Annotated in this window: 13 protein-coding genes, 4 pseudogenes and 1 other annotated feature; of the genes and pseudogenes, 3 read left to right on the plus strand and 14 right to left on the minus strand. The window is 34.5% G+C overall.

Annotated features, from left to right (window positions below):
- Positions 1-10 precede the first annotated feature (10 nt).
- The 10 genes and pseudogenes from BLP58_RS06530 to BLP58_RS06565 all read right to left on the minus strand — a co-directional run bounded on the left by BLP58_RS06530 (position 11) and on the right by BLP58_RS06565 (position 9,731).
- Complete coding sequence (locus tag BLP58_RS06530) at positions 11-1,672, minus strand: formate--tetrahydrofolate ligase (protein WP_013854989.1); 1,662 nt, start codon at positions 1,670-1,672, stop codon at positions 11-13.
- A 441-nt stretch (positions 1,673-2,113) separates the two neighbouring features.
- Positions 2,114-2,890: a Fic family protein gene (locus BLP58_RS06535; protein ID WP_013854988.1), complete on the minus strand. Its 777-nt coding sequence runs from the start codon at positions 2,888-2,890 to the stop codon at positions 2,114-2,116.
- A 53-nt stretch (positions 2,891-2,943) separates the two neighbouring features.
- A complete protein-coding gene (locus BLP58_RS06540; RefSeq protein ID WP_013854987.1) occupies positions 2,944-4,209 on the minus strand; it encodes an ATP-binding protein in 1,266 nt (421 codons plus the stop codon).
- Between the two features lie 233 nt (positions 4,210-4,442).
- A complete protein-coding gene (locus BLP58_RS06545) occupies positions 4,443-5,648 on the minus strand; it encodes a metal-dependent hydrolase family protein (RefSeq protein WP_013854986.1) in 1,206 nt (401 codons plus the stop codon).
- Positions 5,649-5,660: 12 nt separating this feature from the next.
- Positions 5,661-7,286: pseudogene (locus tag BLP58_RS06550) on the minus strand (peptide ABC transporter substrate-binding protein).
- Between the two features lie 67 nt (positions 7,287-7,353).
- Positions 7,354-7,600: a binding site (T-box leader), on the minus strand.
- Between the two features lie 91 nt (positions 7,601-7,691).
- Entirely contained in the window at positions 7,692-8,024 is a 333-nt protein-coding gene (locus BLP58_RS12365; protein WP_256330662.1) for an aryl-sulfate sulfotransferase, read from the minus strand.
- Positions 7,993-8,730 (minus strand): annotated as a pseudogene (locus BLP58_RS12370) (aryl-sulfate sulfotransferase). Before BLP58_RS12370 ends, BLP58_RS12365 begins: the two are co-directional and overlap by 32 nt.
- Positions 8,731-8,774: 44 nt before the next feature.
- Positions 8,775-9,122 carry an aryl-sulfate sulfotransferase N-terminal domain-containing protein gene (locus BLP58_RS12375; protein WP_013854985.1) on the minus strand — a complete coding sequence of 116 codons (348 nt, stop codon included), beginning with the start codon at positions 9,120-9,122 and terminating at the stop codon, positions 8,775-8,777.
- 56 nt (positions 9,123-9,178) lie between these two features.
- Positions 9,179-9,376 (minus strand): hypothetical protein, encoded by a 198-nt coding sequence (locus BLP58_RS12380; RefSeq protein WP_013854984.1) that lies wholly within the window; start codon positions 9,374-9,376, stop codon positions 9,179-9,181.
- A gap of 121 nt (positions 9,377-9,497) precedes the next feature.
- Positions 9,498-9,731: a prevent-host-death protein gene (locus BLP58_RS06565; RefSeq protein WP_013854983.1), complete on the minus strand. Its 234-nt coding sequence runs from the start codon at positions 9,729-9,731 to the stop codon at positions 9,498-9,500.
- A gap of 263 nt (positions 9,732-9,994) precedes the next feature.
- Between BLP58_RS06565 and BLP58_RS06570 the strand changes: the two genes are divergently transcribed.
- Together BLP58_RS06570 and BLP58_RS06575 are read left to right on the plus strand one after the other, a co-directional pair.
- Positions 9,995-10,540 carry a cysteine hydrolase family protein gene (locus tag BLP58_RS06570; RefSeq protein ID WP_013854982.1) on the plus strand — a complete coding sequence of 182 codons (546 nt, stop codon included), beginning with the start codon at positions 9,995-9,997 and terminating at the stop codon, positions 10,538-10,540.
- A 186-nt stretch (positions 10,541-10,726) separates the two neighbouring features.
- Positions 10,727-11,049: pseudogene (locus tag BLP58_RS06575) on the plus strand (putative quinol monooxygenase).
- A 251-nt stretch (positions 11,050-11,300) separates the two neighbouring features.
- On the opposite strand, the gene BLP58_RS06580 reads toward BLP58_RS06575, so the two are convergent.
- Positions 11,301-12,218: a LysR substrate-binding domain-containing protein gene (locus BLP58_RS06580; protein ID WP_013854980.1), complete on the minus strand. Its 918-nt coding sequence runs from the start codon at positions 12,216-12,218 to the stop codon at positions 11,301-11,303.
- Positions 12,219-12,389: 171 nt separating this feature from the next.
- Here BLP58_RS06580 and BLP58_RS12650 point away from each other — a divergent pair, with 171 nt between their 5' ends.
- Positions 12,390-13,187, plus strand: a complete 798-nt coding sequence (locus tag BLP58_RS12650; RefSeq protein WP_409233858.1) for an FAD-binding protein — start codon at positions 12,390-12,392, stop codon at positions 13,185-13,187.
- A 597-nt stretch (positions 13,188-13,784) separates the two neighbouring features.
- Here BLP58_RS12650 and BLP58_RS06590 read toward each other — a convergent pair.
- The 3 genes and pseudogenes from BLP58_RS06590 to BLP58_RS06600 all read right to left on the minus strand — a co-directional run.
- Positions 13,785-14,018: a DUF4160 domain-containing protein gene (locus tag BLP58_RS06590; RefSeq protein WP_013854978.1), complete on the minus strand. Its 234-nt coding sequence runs from the start codon at positions 14,016-14,018 to the stop codon at positions 13,785-13,787.
- Entirely contained in the window at positions 14,011-14,286 is a 276-nt protein-coding gene (locus BLP58_RS06595) for a hypothetical protein (RefSeq protein WP_013854977.1), read from the minus strand. Before BLP58_RS06595 ends, BLP58_RS06590 begins: the two co-directional genes overlap by 8 nt.
- Positions 14,287-14,426: 140 nt before the next feature.
- Positions 14,427-14,681 (minus strand): annotated as a pseudogene (locus BLP58_RS06600) (ISLre2 family transposase); the annotation flags it as partial.

Genomic DNA, 14,681 nt, shown 5'->3' on the forward strand with positions numbered 1-14,681 from the left:
TTTTTACTCCTTAAAATAAGCCACTAATTTGGCCATTATCATCAATATCCATATTTTCTGCTGCAGGATGCTTAGCCAACCCTGGCATGGTCATAATGGTACCGGATAAAGCAACGATAAAGCCTGCTCCAAGTTTTGGAACTAAATCACGAATATGAAAATCAAAATCCGTTGGAGCACCTAACTTAGTTTGGTCGTCTGTAAATGAATATTGGGTTTTAGCGATACATACTGGTAATTTTTCCCAGCCAAATTTAGCAAATTGTTTCATTTGCTTTCTTGCTTTTTTAGAAAAAACAACACGTTTAGCACCATAAATTTTGGTAGCTATAGTAGTAATTTTTTCTTCTATTGAATCATTTTCATCATATAAGGGAATAAAATCATACGTTTTTTTAGTTAAGGCAATAACTTCTTTAGCTAAATCTTGTGTGCCGTTGCCGCCCTTAGCCCAAGCATCAACTCTAATGCCCTTTATATCCATTTCTTGACAAGCATCTTTAATAGTTTGAATTTCGGCTTCAGTATCAGAATCAAAATGATTAATTGCCACAACAACTGGAATGCCATACTTTTGGATGTTGTGAACATGGCGAGCTAAATTCGCCATCCCTTTCTTCAAAGCAGAAATGTTTTCTTTAGTTAGATCTTTTTTATCTACGCCACCGTTATATTTCAAAGCTCTTGCCGTTGCTACAATGACCGCTGCATCGGGTATTTTCTTTAGCACCCTGCATTTAATATCTAAAAATTTTTCTGCACCAAGATCTGCGCCAAAACCTGATTCAGTAACGGTATAATCTGATCTAGCCATTGCAATTTGTGTTGCTAAAACAGAGTTACAACCATGAGCAATATTAGCAAATGGCCCACCATGAATAATCGCCGGGGTATGCCCAAGAGATTGGACTAAATTAGGTTTAATGGCATCTTTCAATAAAAGCGTAATAGCACCGGTAAAACCTAATTCATTAACAGTAACTGGCTTTTTCTCATAAGAATAGCCGACAACAATTCGCCCAATTCTTCGCTTCAAATCATGAAGACTTTCAGATAAACAAAGAATTGCCATCATTTCTGAAGCTGCAGTAATATCAAAGCCGGTCTCTCTAGGAACTCCTTGGCTCAAACCACCTAATCCTGTAACAACAGTCCTTAAAGCACGATCATTCACATCTTCAACCCTACGCCAAATAATCCTACGAGGATCAAGTCCCAACTTATTATCGCGCATAATGTAATTGTCAATTAGCGCAGCCAAAGTATTGTTGGCAGAGGTCAAAGCGTGTAAGTCGCCAGTAAAATGAAGGTTTATGTCCTCCATTGGGATAATCTGACTATAACCGCCACCAGTTGCACCGCCTTTAATTCCAAAAACAGGTCCCATCGATGGCTCACGCATAGCAATTGTAGTTTGATGGCCTAATTGATTCATCGCATCCCCTAAGCCAACTAGAACCGTGGACTTTCCTTCTCCAGCCGGAGTTGGATTAATTCCTGTTACTAAAATCAATTTATGTTTTTTACCTGAAATTTCTTTAACAGGGAAATTAATCTTAGCCTTATACTTACCATATTGTTCAAAATCATCTTTTTTTAAGGCAAGTTTAGCAGCGATTTCAGTAATAGGTTGCATTTTGGCAGCATCAGCAATTTCAATGTCTGTCGGCATGATTTTCTCCTTTATTAATATTAACAATAATTATCATATTTATGATAATTATTCCTATTTTTTACTTGTATTTATAGAATACTGGGTATTTTAGTAAAAGTAAATAGATAGAATACGAACTATATAAATAAAAGTCATTGCAACACTTAATTAAAAATATCGCAATGACTTTATGAAAAGGCAAGCAGAAAGATCTATTTACACAAAATATTTGACAATGTCAACGCAATGCATGATGATTCAATAAGAGCAAAGAAACCAATTAAAGCATAGAAAGTTTCTAGTAAAAAACTATTTGTGACCAAATATTAATCTGTTTAAAAAAGAAGCATCCCTAAATGAGAAAAAATTATTGGGATGCTTCTAATTCATAATGTTATTAACCTAGTAAAAACTCTAGGATGTATTTTATAGTTCTAATTTTGATAGTTAAAGATCTTACTAATCCAAATTCTTCTTAAAAAACGATTTTACTCGTTTATTTTTCAGCTTATTAATACCCTCATCCTTTTGTTCTATTGAATTACTCAAATAATACTGAATTTCTTTAGAGGTTGGCAAAGTATCTATGATGCGATCTAATGCTATATTTTCCTGCTCTTTCGTAGTAGCTCGATAGAAGCGCATTAAGTTAACCATGAATGCTGCATGTTCAATATTATCAAAAGGCAAAATCAGATAATCTTTCGAACCCCAAGTATTAAGAGCCGTATTGGCAGCAATTAAAGCCGTCCTTTTATTCCCATCTTGAAAAGGTTGCAATTTAGACAGTTCAGCAAATACTCTCCAAGCATCTTTAACAGATTGCTCAGATGACTTGAATTCATTTACTATATCATCTAAATCCTGCGGACAAACATTTTCAGGTGCATAATATGCTCCGTCTGTTGTATCATTAGGATCTGTTACAACTATAACTGCATCATCAGGATTAGAGCTAGCTTTTCTTAAGTGACCTGGAATATTGGGATCTTCATTTTGGTTATGAACGAAAGTCTTATTAATTTCAATAATACTTTTCGTAGAAAAGCCCATTTTTTGAGCAACTGTTATTCCGTCTAATGCGTCCTTTAGTAATTCACCATCATGATGCTGATTTTTAAGCTGGGATAAATTGTGAAAATCTAACGCAAGCTTAGTTTGTAGAACGGTACTACTATAGCCATTCATGCTACCAAAGGAAACTATGAAATTTGCTAAGCTTAAATTGTCATCCATCTTATCTCAACCTTCTTTACTAACTCAATTTTACAACTTGCAATCTGAACCAATTATTCCAGCAAAAATTTATACAGTGGTACTAATTGAATCGTCTTGCCCTCTTTTTCAATTGTTTCTTCCTCACCATGGGTGACAATCACGAGATTTTCCACTTCAGTAAAATTGTCAGCTAATTTGAGTAAATTTCCTATTTCACGCTCTTTCGAGGTGTCATTTACTTCCCATGCAACTTGAATAGCAGTTTTGCTAGCCGGTACATAGAAATCAATGTCAACTCCAGTCTTTTTAGACTTTAGATAAAATAGTTTTTTTTGATATTTGTTATGTAGTTTAATTGCCACTATATTCTCCAGTAACGCTGGCAACTTATCAATATAAAATAAATTCAAAATACCATTATCTGTAAAATAGTATTTAGGACTGCTTTCACGCTCATTGAATTTTGCAAAATAATTTTTGGTCGAAAAAATTAAATACGCTTCCTTAGCATAATCTATATAATCAATAATCGCATTACGACTGACTGTATTAATCACTGATTTCACATTTTTGTACAAGTTTGCATACGAAACTATATGCATCACAGTATCAGCAATTTTTCTGATCAGTAGTGAGATGGTTTTCTCATTACGAATCTTATTACGCACGATTATGTCAGCCAAAAATACATTTTGATAAATATTAGTCAAATAGTTTCGCTTGTCTGATAACAAAATAGACTCTGGCAGTCCGCCATAGCGCAGGTACTCATTTGCGACTGCACGAATTTGACCATTATTGACTGTATCCAAAAGAGCTAGCTTGTCATGAGAAATATTTTTAGCGGTTAAATATTCAGAGAAATTAAACGGTGCAATATATTTAGCCATATACCTGCCACCCAATCTCAAAACAATATCGTGACCTAAAACTTTGGAATTACTCCCAGTCAAATATACACTCTCACCTTGATCTGCCAAACGACGAGCAAATTTTTCCCAGCCTTCAATATTTTGAATTTCATCAAACAAAAAATAATGTTTCTTCGTCGTTAATTGATTAGCTGCAATCAAAATATTATTACAATCACTCAATTGAAAACCATCAAGACGTTCATCTTCAAAATTCAAATAAACAATTTGAGACCAATCTACGTTTTGCTTGTTTACCAGATCTTGGGCACGTTTAAATAGCAAAGTTGATTTACCAGATCGACGCAAACCAACTAAAACATAGTTCAAACTATCCTCAAAATGATAGTCTCTAGGTATGATACTAATATTTCTGATATTCTTTTGCCCTTCAATAATAATGGCAGCAAGTAGATCTGGATTCATTTAAGTTATCTCCCATTTCTATTAATACAGTAATTAAATTTATTATATTTTAGCTTATTATATTAATCAATAATTTAATACTTTGTATTATTATGGTGAGAATATCACCCATGATTTTTTAAATACCCGATAGCAGATAACAATCTAGTTAGCTTTATAATTTACTAAAAAAACATCCCTGAATGAAAAAACTCATAAGGATGCTTTTAATTACAATATCATATAAAAATATTTTAAAACTTTCTCACTCCGTGTTGATAAACTTGCTTATCATCCTGCTCTACTGCCGAAACATTTTCAAGTGGATTTGCTTTTAATACTAAGAAGTCTGCATACTTCCCTTCTTCTAAAGAACCATATTCATTATCAATTTTCAATAATTCTGCTGAGCCCAATCCTGCTGCATGTAAAGCTTGATAGTTACTTGCGCCTGCTCGAACAAGTTCTGTTAATTCTTTAGCAGTATTTTTAAGTGGGTTCATAAATGTACCAGCATCTGTTCCAAGAGCAAGCTTTACTCCTGATTTAATGGCCTTTCCAACGTGCGCATAGAAGGCATCAACATGTTCGCACATCTTTTGATATGAAAAGTCTGTCATCTTTCCTTTACCGTAAACTGCAAGTTGGTGTCCAGCAATCAATGTTGGTGACAAAAATGTACCTTGTTTTTTCATTAATTCAATATCTTCATCACTTACATAAAAGCCATGTTCTACTGAATCTACACCTGCCACCACCGCATAATGGATTCCTAATCGTCCTTCTGCGTGAGCACATACTGTCATGTGTTTAGAGTGGGCTTCTTCTACAGCCATTTTCATCTCTTCTAGTGACAATTCAGTATCATCGATTTGATCACCTTGAGACATAATCCCCCCTGTAGCCATTAACTTGACGTTTTCAGCACCTTTTTTGAATTGCTCACGTACAGCTTTACGAACATCGTCCGGAGAATTAACTAAGTGAGCCGCATTTAATTCATGGTTTTCACCTAATGGTTGATCAGCGTGACCGCCTAAAATAGAGATTGGCATCCCTGCTGGTCTCATTCCAGGTCCTTCGAAAGGATAAGCATCTCTCATATTTTTGAGTTTTACGTCTACATCAAAGGGAACTCCGCAACTTATGATATATGTTACTCCTCCTTTTAACCCACTTTTCAAATCTTTCAACGCCTTATAAGTCACCAAAGTTTCAGTTTCTGGATAATGATCTTTAGCTGCATTTACCAATCCTACATGAGTATGTGCATTAATTAATCCAGACATTACATATTGGCCATTTAGGTCAACTGTCTGCTCAGCAGTAATAGTAACTTTTCCTGTACCCTTTGCAGTCAACTTGCCTGTCTCATTATCAACTACAAACCATGCGTTCTCTAACAATTCCTCACTATTACCAACAAATAAATTACAATTTACAAAAACTGTCTTAGTCATATTATCTTCCTCCTACTTTGTAACAAATGTATTTCTAAAATCAAAATTACTGTTAAAGACTAGATTATGAACATTTCCTCTAACCATCCAGGCTTGACCATCATGATAAAGTGGTGTTAATGGTTGCTGATTATCTAAAACCTGCTCTGCTTTAACTAAATCAGATAAACGCTTTTTTACATTCATCTCTTTGCTTGAAAGGGTTAGATATTGGTCATATTGCTTATTAGACCATTTACCAAAGTTATAATTTTCACCACTCATCATTACGCTCAACATTGAGTAAGGATCGTTATAATTAGTAGTTAACCCAGTAAAATCAACATCGTACTTTCCATTAAGCATATTGCTTACTCTAGTGGTCTTAGGCATTGATTGAACATGAACTTCAACTTTTTTACCAAAAGTACTCTCAAGTTGACTCTGAACATATTCCATAACCTTCTTGGAAAGGTCATCATCATCTCCACCTAGAGTAAATTCAACTTTAGACTTACCTAGTTCTTTCAAAGCTTTGTTGAATAAAACTCGGCCCTCTTTTTTATTAAAATCTGTGTATTTACTAGTAGCACCTTGGCTATCAAAATATTTATTAAAGTTCATACTATTAACAGTTTCTTGAGGCCCGGTAAAAGTTGTAGCTACCGTATTAGCTCAGCCAACAGTTGATGCAAGTTCTTTTCGGTTTAGAACCATTGAGAATGCTCTTCTTAAGTTAACATTAGCCATATCTCTATTCTTAGCAACGTTATAAGTTAAATATTCTGTCCTATCCGACTTAAATACTCTATAACCGTTTTGATGTTTTAATTGTTTAGATGCTTGAGTATCAAGAAAAGCACCGTCTAATTTTCTAGCTTGATACAAAGTATAGTCTGTAGCTGGGGTCTTCACTACTGTGTAATTAATAGTGTTCAATTTAACATCTTTCTTATCCCAATAATAATTGTTTTTCTTTAATTTCCAGCTTAAGTTTGAACCCGTCCAACCGGTACTTACGAAAGGACCATTATAAACCACGTACTTAGATGCAGTACCATATTTCTTGCCATATTTTTTAACAGTATGCTCATTAACCGGATTCCAGCTTGAAGCAGTTAATGTTTTAAAATACGGTACTGGATGGGTTAAATGAACAACTAAAGTATGCTTATCTTTAGCTTCTACACCCAATGAAGTTGGTGATTTCTTACCAGCTACTACTTCCGGAGCATTTTTAACTGCTTGATAATTATTTTGTTGCTGCGATTGCGTCTTAGGATCCATCACTCGCCTTAAAGAATAAACGAAATCATCAGCCGTAACTGGATTACCATTGCTCCACTTGGCATTATTTCTTAACTTAAATGTCCAAGTTAATCCATCTTTGCTTGCAATAGAAACGGTAGCAACACCAGGTTCGATTTTGCCGTTTTTTCCCACGCGATTTAGTCCTTCAAACACATTAGTTGCTTGCTCACTACTAGAAGTATCAACCATTTTGTTTTGATCAAGTGTTTGAATTTCCGATGTTGTCATCCAAGTTAAAGATTTTTCCAACCCTTTAGAATCGGCTTTACTATTAGAGCAAGCTGCTAACACTGTCGCAGCACTTGTCATTACTAATCCACCTGCTAAAACTTTTAACCATTTATTCATAACTTTCTCCTCCATTTATCTCTTTAGCTTGGATAAACAAAAAACGCCCTACCAGATCTACTTGATCTAATAGGGCGTCTATACGCGGTACCACCTATTCTTCGTCAATGACTTAATCATTGACCTCATGCACGTGCGGCCAATCAAGACTGATTAGCAATACGTCGCCGCTGTAAAGGGCGGACCCTGAAAACACTAATATCGTGTTTTCTGCTCAAAGGTGATTTTCGCGTAAAGCTTAATTATCTTCTTGCACCAACCAAAGACTCTCTGAAAATCTTACTTTATGTTACTTTCCTTATCAAAGCTAAAATATTTTTTCTTGTTGGAAATAATAATAGCAAGATTTAATTTTATGTCAATAGTTTTCTTAAATAAATTTAATTTTTAAAATAACATTCTACCTTACTTCAACGCATCAAAGACATAGTTATCAGGATAGAACTTCATCCGATATGCTCGGTAAACGTAAGTCTTATTCTTGGCTGAATTATAAGTTGTCAGATTGAAAACCTGCTGACCTAAAGGATCAACTTCAATGATATTGCTTTGGTTACCATTGTCCTTGTAACCAAAGTCAATCAAAGTATTGCCATTGGCTAATCTCTGAGAATAGCCAATGACATTGGTGAAGTTGGCTTTTCCTAATTGCTTACCATATGACCAAACTTGCTTAATTGACTTGGTTTTAGTATTAATCTCGTATTCAGCACCCTGGCTTGCTCTGCTTCTTATCACCGTTAGTCACGGCTACGTTATTGTCATAAAGCATGATCTTTAAGACATCGCCACTTTGACTCAGTTTGTACACACCGTGTTGACCACCAGTATATTTGGTACCCTTAGTTGGTTTTAACAAATATTTTCGGTAAGACTTAGGCCACTTGCTGGCTGGCTTACTAGTAAAAATCCAATTCAGCTTGTTAGTTCTATAATTCATCGACCACACCATATCTTGATTACGTGAAGACAAGATAACATTGTCAGTCTTAGCATCATAATCAATAGTGTTAAGGTGCATCCAGTCAATTAAACCTAGCCCAGCACTTGCTTTGTCAATTGCCTTCAAATGGCTCTTAGTATACATCGAAGATGGAAAAATTTTCTTAAAGTCAATTACTTTGACAATCTTGCAAGCCTTCGGATCCAATTCAGCAATGGTATCTTCGACATATTTACTACCATCATCCACTGTAATCAACCAATGGCCATTTGGCATTTCCGCCACGTCATGGTGCACGATTGAGACGCCTTGCGTACCTGCTAGGCTACCACCAAGCGTTTTATCCAAGCTGATTTGATGATAAACTCAACCTAAATAGTCAGTCTCTACGAGCAAATTATACTTTCCATCACCGCTCTTGATCTTGCCATACATTAACAAGTGACCATTGTGCAATTGTTCAAAAACGTGTTCATTCCAGCGTAGGTAGTACCAACGCACTTGTCCGTCGGCATCAACGACATAGGTTTGCTTGGTGGTCCGATTTAAAACCGTAATTCATTTGAACCAATTTGCATTTTACTCTTATCATTTTTGGTAACATTTAATGGCGTAGTTCTAATCCATTTCGGCAATTTACTTGTTTTAATTTTAACGGTCTTAGTTTGAGTATTGCCTGCTTCATCGGTCATCGTTAGCGTTACCGTATTTTCAAAGCCAGCATGCAAGCCGACAATTGGAACTTGATGCTCAGTCTGGTAACCATCGACTTTATTAGAAATAGTTGTGTGATCACTAATTCCTTGCACTTGATAGCTAATCTTAGTTGGTTGATTAGTGTGGAAAATCATCAAAGCCGTTAATGGCGAGTTCTTGTAAGGATTGACCTTCAAGTATAGGTTTTCCCAAGTATATTTTTGCCCTCTAACTATCTCGGCATATTTTTGAGTTAGCTGGTCATTTTCTGGATTAGCAACTGCCTAACTCCCAGATTCTTAATGATTTGACCATCACTTAACTTAGTCTTTTTAGCGTTGCCATTTCTCTTCTGCGCTAAAACTATTTGCGAATTAGTATTTACTGTTAGTGGTGTAGCTAATGCCAATGCTCCAATAATTAGGGTGATTGATAAGTTCTTTTTCCTCAATATGTGATCCTTTCTACTATCCCATTCGTCATTATAGTCTTCAGATTTTGCAGAATGATGACAGAACACGAATACTAATGGTAAAAAAGAACTACCTAAGTTTATCAATCTCCAACATCACTTACTCAAACAAATCCTTTTTAATTGCATCGAAATCGTAATGCTCCAATGCCGCTGCATTTTTTAACCTTTTTAGAAGATCCAACGCAGTAATAAATTCATCATATTCGTTAATATCAACTAAAGCATACTTAAGCTGACCATCTTGGTTAAGAAAAGTCGGCTTGCCCTTTTTGACCTTATCCAAAACAGTTTGATAGTTTTTCAACTCTGAAACAGGTTTAATTTGTGCCATTATAATCTACCTCCGATAATTACCTTATGGATTACGATAAATATATGTTCGTATTTGCGAGTTATTTACATTATACCCGAACTGATGATCTGTGGCAACATATGTTTTTTAATGATGACTTACTTACAATAAATCCACGGGCTAGCACGTTATACGGAAACTATTCAGAAGCCAATCGCAATAAACTAATTAGTACTTTAATAGACAATATTTTTATTCGGAATATAATTAAAACAACTAACATATTTCATGAGGTGAACAAGATGACTAAAGCATTACTAATAATTGATTACACCAATGACTTTGTAGCCGATGATGGTTCCTTGACCTGTGGCAAGCCAGCTCAAGCAATAGAAGACTATTTACTTTCTTTAGCAAATGATTTTTTTGACAATGGAGATTATGTAATCTTTCCGACTGATGGGCATACTGGTGACAAATTCAGTCCTGAATATAAACTTTTTCCGCCACACAACATTGTGGGGACACCAGGTCAAGAACTGTACGGTAAACTCAAAACTTGGTTCCAGGAACATAAGGATAGTAATCGCGTTTACCAGTTTAACAAAAATCGCTATTCTTCTTTCCAAAATACTAATTTAGATAATTATTTACGTGAGCGTAAGATTGATGATCTCTGGCTTACTGGTGTCTGCACTGACATCTGCGTTCTCCATACAGCAATTGCGGCTTATAATTTGAATTACAAAATTACTATTCCTAAAAAAGGTGTGGCTACTTTTACTAAGTATGGCAATGAGTGGGCTTTTGACCATTTTAGAAATTCATTAGGTGCAAAATTAATTTAGAATTAAATTTAAACACCACTGTATTCGATAGAAGATGATACAGCGGTGTTTTATACTAAATAATAGATTTTGATATATTAAGAAAAGCCATCCATTCATTTTATGAATAGTAGCTTACAAAAAATAAATATTTAATACCTATAAAGTTCAATACCAAACTGAAATTGAAAAAGGAGGACATAAATTATGAGTCTAACAGTCAATCTTTACTATACTGGTAAAAATGGTAGTGCACAAAAATTTGCTAAAGAAATAAAAGAAAGTGGTCTGGCTGATCAAATTCGTCAAGAAGCTGGCAATTTGCGCTATGATTATTTTCAACCATTAAGTGATCCCGACACAATTCTATTGATTCCTGGAAAGATCAAAAATCAATTGATCACCATCACCAAACTTCAATGATGGCAGACCTAGCTAAATTGCGTGATAAATATGATTTACATATGAAAATTGAACGCTTTACTTCTAATATAGTCCCAGAAAAAGATCAAAAGTATTTACGTAAATAACTGAAAAAAGTAGAAGTTGAATTCACAGAAAAGATTGTCAAAATAATTGAGCAATTTGTTTTAATATTGCCTAAGTTTATTCAAAAGATACTAAAAGAATTCGCCTAAAAACTAATTTAATAGCAAAACATACTAATTAAAAATAAAATTCACATTTTACATTAATTTATCACCACATGACTCATATTATTGTTAAGCAATATATATTTCACTTTTATTTAACGACAAAACAATTTATAAAATTCATTTTTTTACCCAACACTCTTCTGTATAATCAGCTGCAACTTTTCAGCTACCTTTTTAACCAAATCAGGGGAAGTAGCATTAATACTTATCCCCACGTCTAAATTAATAAGACTCTCTGGTAATTCCATCAAATTATAATTATGCTTATTTCCTAAATAAAGCAAAATATCACCTAATGTAATAGTAATTCCCATACCTTCAATTGCTAATAATCCGGCGCCAATAAAGTCATTGGTTCTAATTATCTTCTTGACCTTTAATCCATCATCTTCAAATACATGATCAACTATAGTTTGATATAAAGAATTGTCCGTCAATGCTACATAGTTACTTTTATTCAATTTAGCAAATAGTTCCGGAGTATAGGCAAGATATTTTTGGGATTGATCATACAAAGGATGATTAAACGGAATAATCACATAAGCTTTTGACCGATATAAGTACTGGGATGTAATTTGATCTTGATGCAAAAATGCACCCCAAAAGATATCAATCTTGTTGCTCTGAAGTAATGCTGGTGCATTCTCCGCTGTAAAAAAACGCTCAATCTGAAATTGTACTTCTGGAAACATAGCTTGTAAATCATGGATTACCTTAGCAGTTAAATTTGAAATCCAAATCGGGGTAATTGCTACGCAAATGACTCTGCCATTTTTAGAAGCAAAAAAAGATAAATCTCGTTTGGTTTTCTCATGCAATTTGATTTCATCATCTAAATCCTGCAACAATTTAATACCTGCTGCCGTTAAAGAAATTGGCTTTTCATTTCGATTCACCAATTTAGTTTCATATTTCTTCTCTGTTTTACTTATAATCTGACTAACATATGGCTGACTCAAATACAGTCCATTAGCTACATTACTAATCGTATTATTGGTAGAAACTGCTGTTAAAATTTTATAAATAAGTTTATTTTCCATCATATTATTACTAATCTACAATAACTTTCTTCTCAAAAAACTATTTTACTTGCTACAACATACTCAATATATTATACATGTAAACAATTACAAAATTCTTAATGATAATAACTAATTAATAATAATCAGAGGGCTAAAATAATGCTACCTAAATAAAATCAATATGATGTAGTAATTGTCGGTGCTGGATTAGCTGGTCAGTCAGCTGCAGCTGAAGCAGCTTCAAAGAATTTAAAAGCCCTAGTTGTCGAAAAAGGACGTACGACTGGTGGTTCAGGCAACTATGTTGAAGGCGTGTTTGCTGTTGGAACTGATATGCAAAAGAAGCAAGGTATTAATATAACTGGTAATGAAATACTCCATGATGAGCAAGAATTCTCTCATTATGAAGCTGATACCTTAATTTGGAAAGATTATATTAAGCAATCAGCCGAAAATGTGTCCTGGCTTAAAAATCTAGGTGTCAAATTCAAGGGTGTCGCTACCTTAGGTTCAGGACTTAATACCTGGCATATGTTTAATGGTTTAGGTCGTCATGCAATTCACGATGCACTTGAGCCTTACGCTAAAAAACACAATGTTGAATATATAACTTCAGCTACGGTAACTAAACTTAATCAAGATAGCTCTGACAAGATCACCGGTATAACTATTCAAGATTTTGAAACTAAAAAGGCGAAGAATATCGCAACTAAAGCAGTTATCCTGGCAACTGGTGGATATTTAAATAACCGTGAGATGCTAACTAAATATTTCAACTCTAATTCTAATCGAATTGTACCAATGAACTCTGGTAAAAGCGGTGGCTCAGGACTTAAACTTGCTTGGGCAACCGGTGCTAAAAAATTTAATTTAGGAATGGCTATGATGTTCGGTGGACAAATTAAAGAAGATAAGATTCCATCTTACAAATATTGGAAGACTGATAGGATCACCTCCACATACGTGGAGAACACGGGTGGGCAGTGGTAGGAAAAATTAAATAGCTAGGATCACCTCCACATACGTGGAGAACACCGAATGGGATCTAAAAGGCCCAAGCCTTGAAGAGGATCACCTCCACATACGTGGAGAACACTGATATTGACACTACCAATTACAAGTATGTCGGGGATCACCTCCACATACGTGGAGAACACACTAAAAGATCCTTGATCTATCAACATTTCTAAATTCTTAGAAGCTCATTTTTATTCAGTTTAGTCAGAATAAAATGAATCCTAGCATTTTTCCCTTTAATTATATCATGCTACCATCATGTACTTAACATCCAAAAAAGGATACCCATCAGGAAAATACATTCCTAATTGAATATCCTTCAATCCTTTTAATTTTTTATCCTGCGAAGCAATTTTATCTAATCAAAGATCCTCACCATTTGAAAGGTAATCCAATAATTTACCTCGTCTTTATAACGAATAAAAATGCAAGAAAAAAGCCTATTGATCTTAGAACTATCAATAGGCAAGCTCAAAAATTTAGTGACTATCTAACCATCCTTTAATACTTTAGCTATGAAATTCAATTTTTGATAAATTGAAGAAACTTTTCCATTTAGAGCAAAAAACATCAAAGTTTAGTTCGATAAATGTTTAGTTCGATAAATTTTTCTAGCTTTTTTAATTCTTTATCAGAAATATCTGTACGATTGTAGGCTAATTTACATGTTCCATCTTCTAAAAGCCATAATTTTACTGAAGCTTTAGAGGGTCTGCCTTCTGTAATATGCACGTGAATCGGCTCAATACCATCCCCAGCATAAAAATACAGCACGAAATTTTTAAATCTAAAGTAATTAGGCACTAGTTTTTTTCTCTTTAGCACATTCAATAATTAATGGCGCATTTCTTTTCAAGATATCAAGATTTTTCTTTGTTTCCGAAGGCGTGAAGTCATAATTATAAACTTCTTTAAACCCAGGAAGAATATACCTTGCTTCTTTGAATCCAAAATCAGTTGGTTTCTCAAAATGAACGAAAATTTTTTCTCCATTTTTCATCTCAGAATCTTTTATCACTTGTGAATAAGTAATTGAAAGCTCACCTGGAAATTCAGCATACGGATACAGCATGTGGAAGCCCCCTTTTTATATAAAATAAAACTCTATTTAATTATATCATGTCTACTCTTATATAGAAAAAGGGATAGTCATCATCGTAAGTGTCAATATTTTTGCGGTAGGCTATTAACCATTAGTCTGACCTTAATTTCTTAAATATTTATTTGATTTATTTTTCTGCCGAAATCATCCAAATAGCTATGTCCTGCTGTTAAGCTTTCAATGGCGCCGTGATGAATGCCCAGATGAGCTTCATGCGTCTTTCTTAGGCTGGCACGAACTGCACCTTTCAATTCTTCCTGATCACCAATATCGAGCTGCCCACCTGCAAACTCACTGCTAAGCCAGTATTCCAGCTCTTTGTTTTTGATACAAGTCAGCACACGCAAAATACCCTCAGCGCCATT

The sequence above is a fragment of the Lactobacillus kefiranofaciens genome (assembly GCF_900103655.1).
GTDB lineage: Bacteria > Bacillota > Bacilli > Lactobacillales > Lactobacillaceae > Lactobacillus > Lactobacillus kefiranofaciens.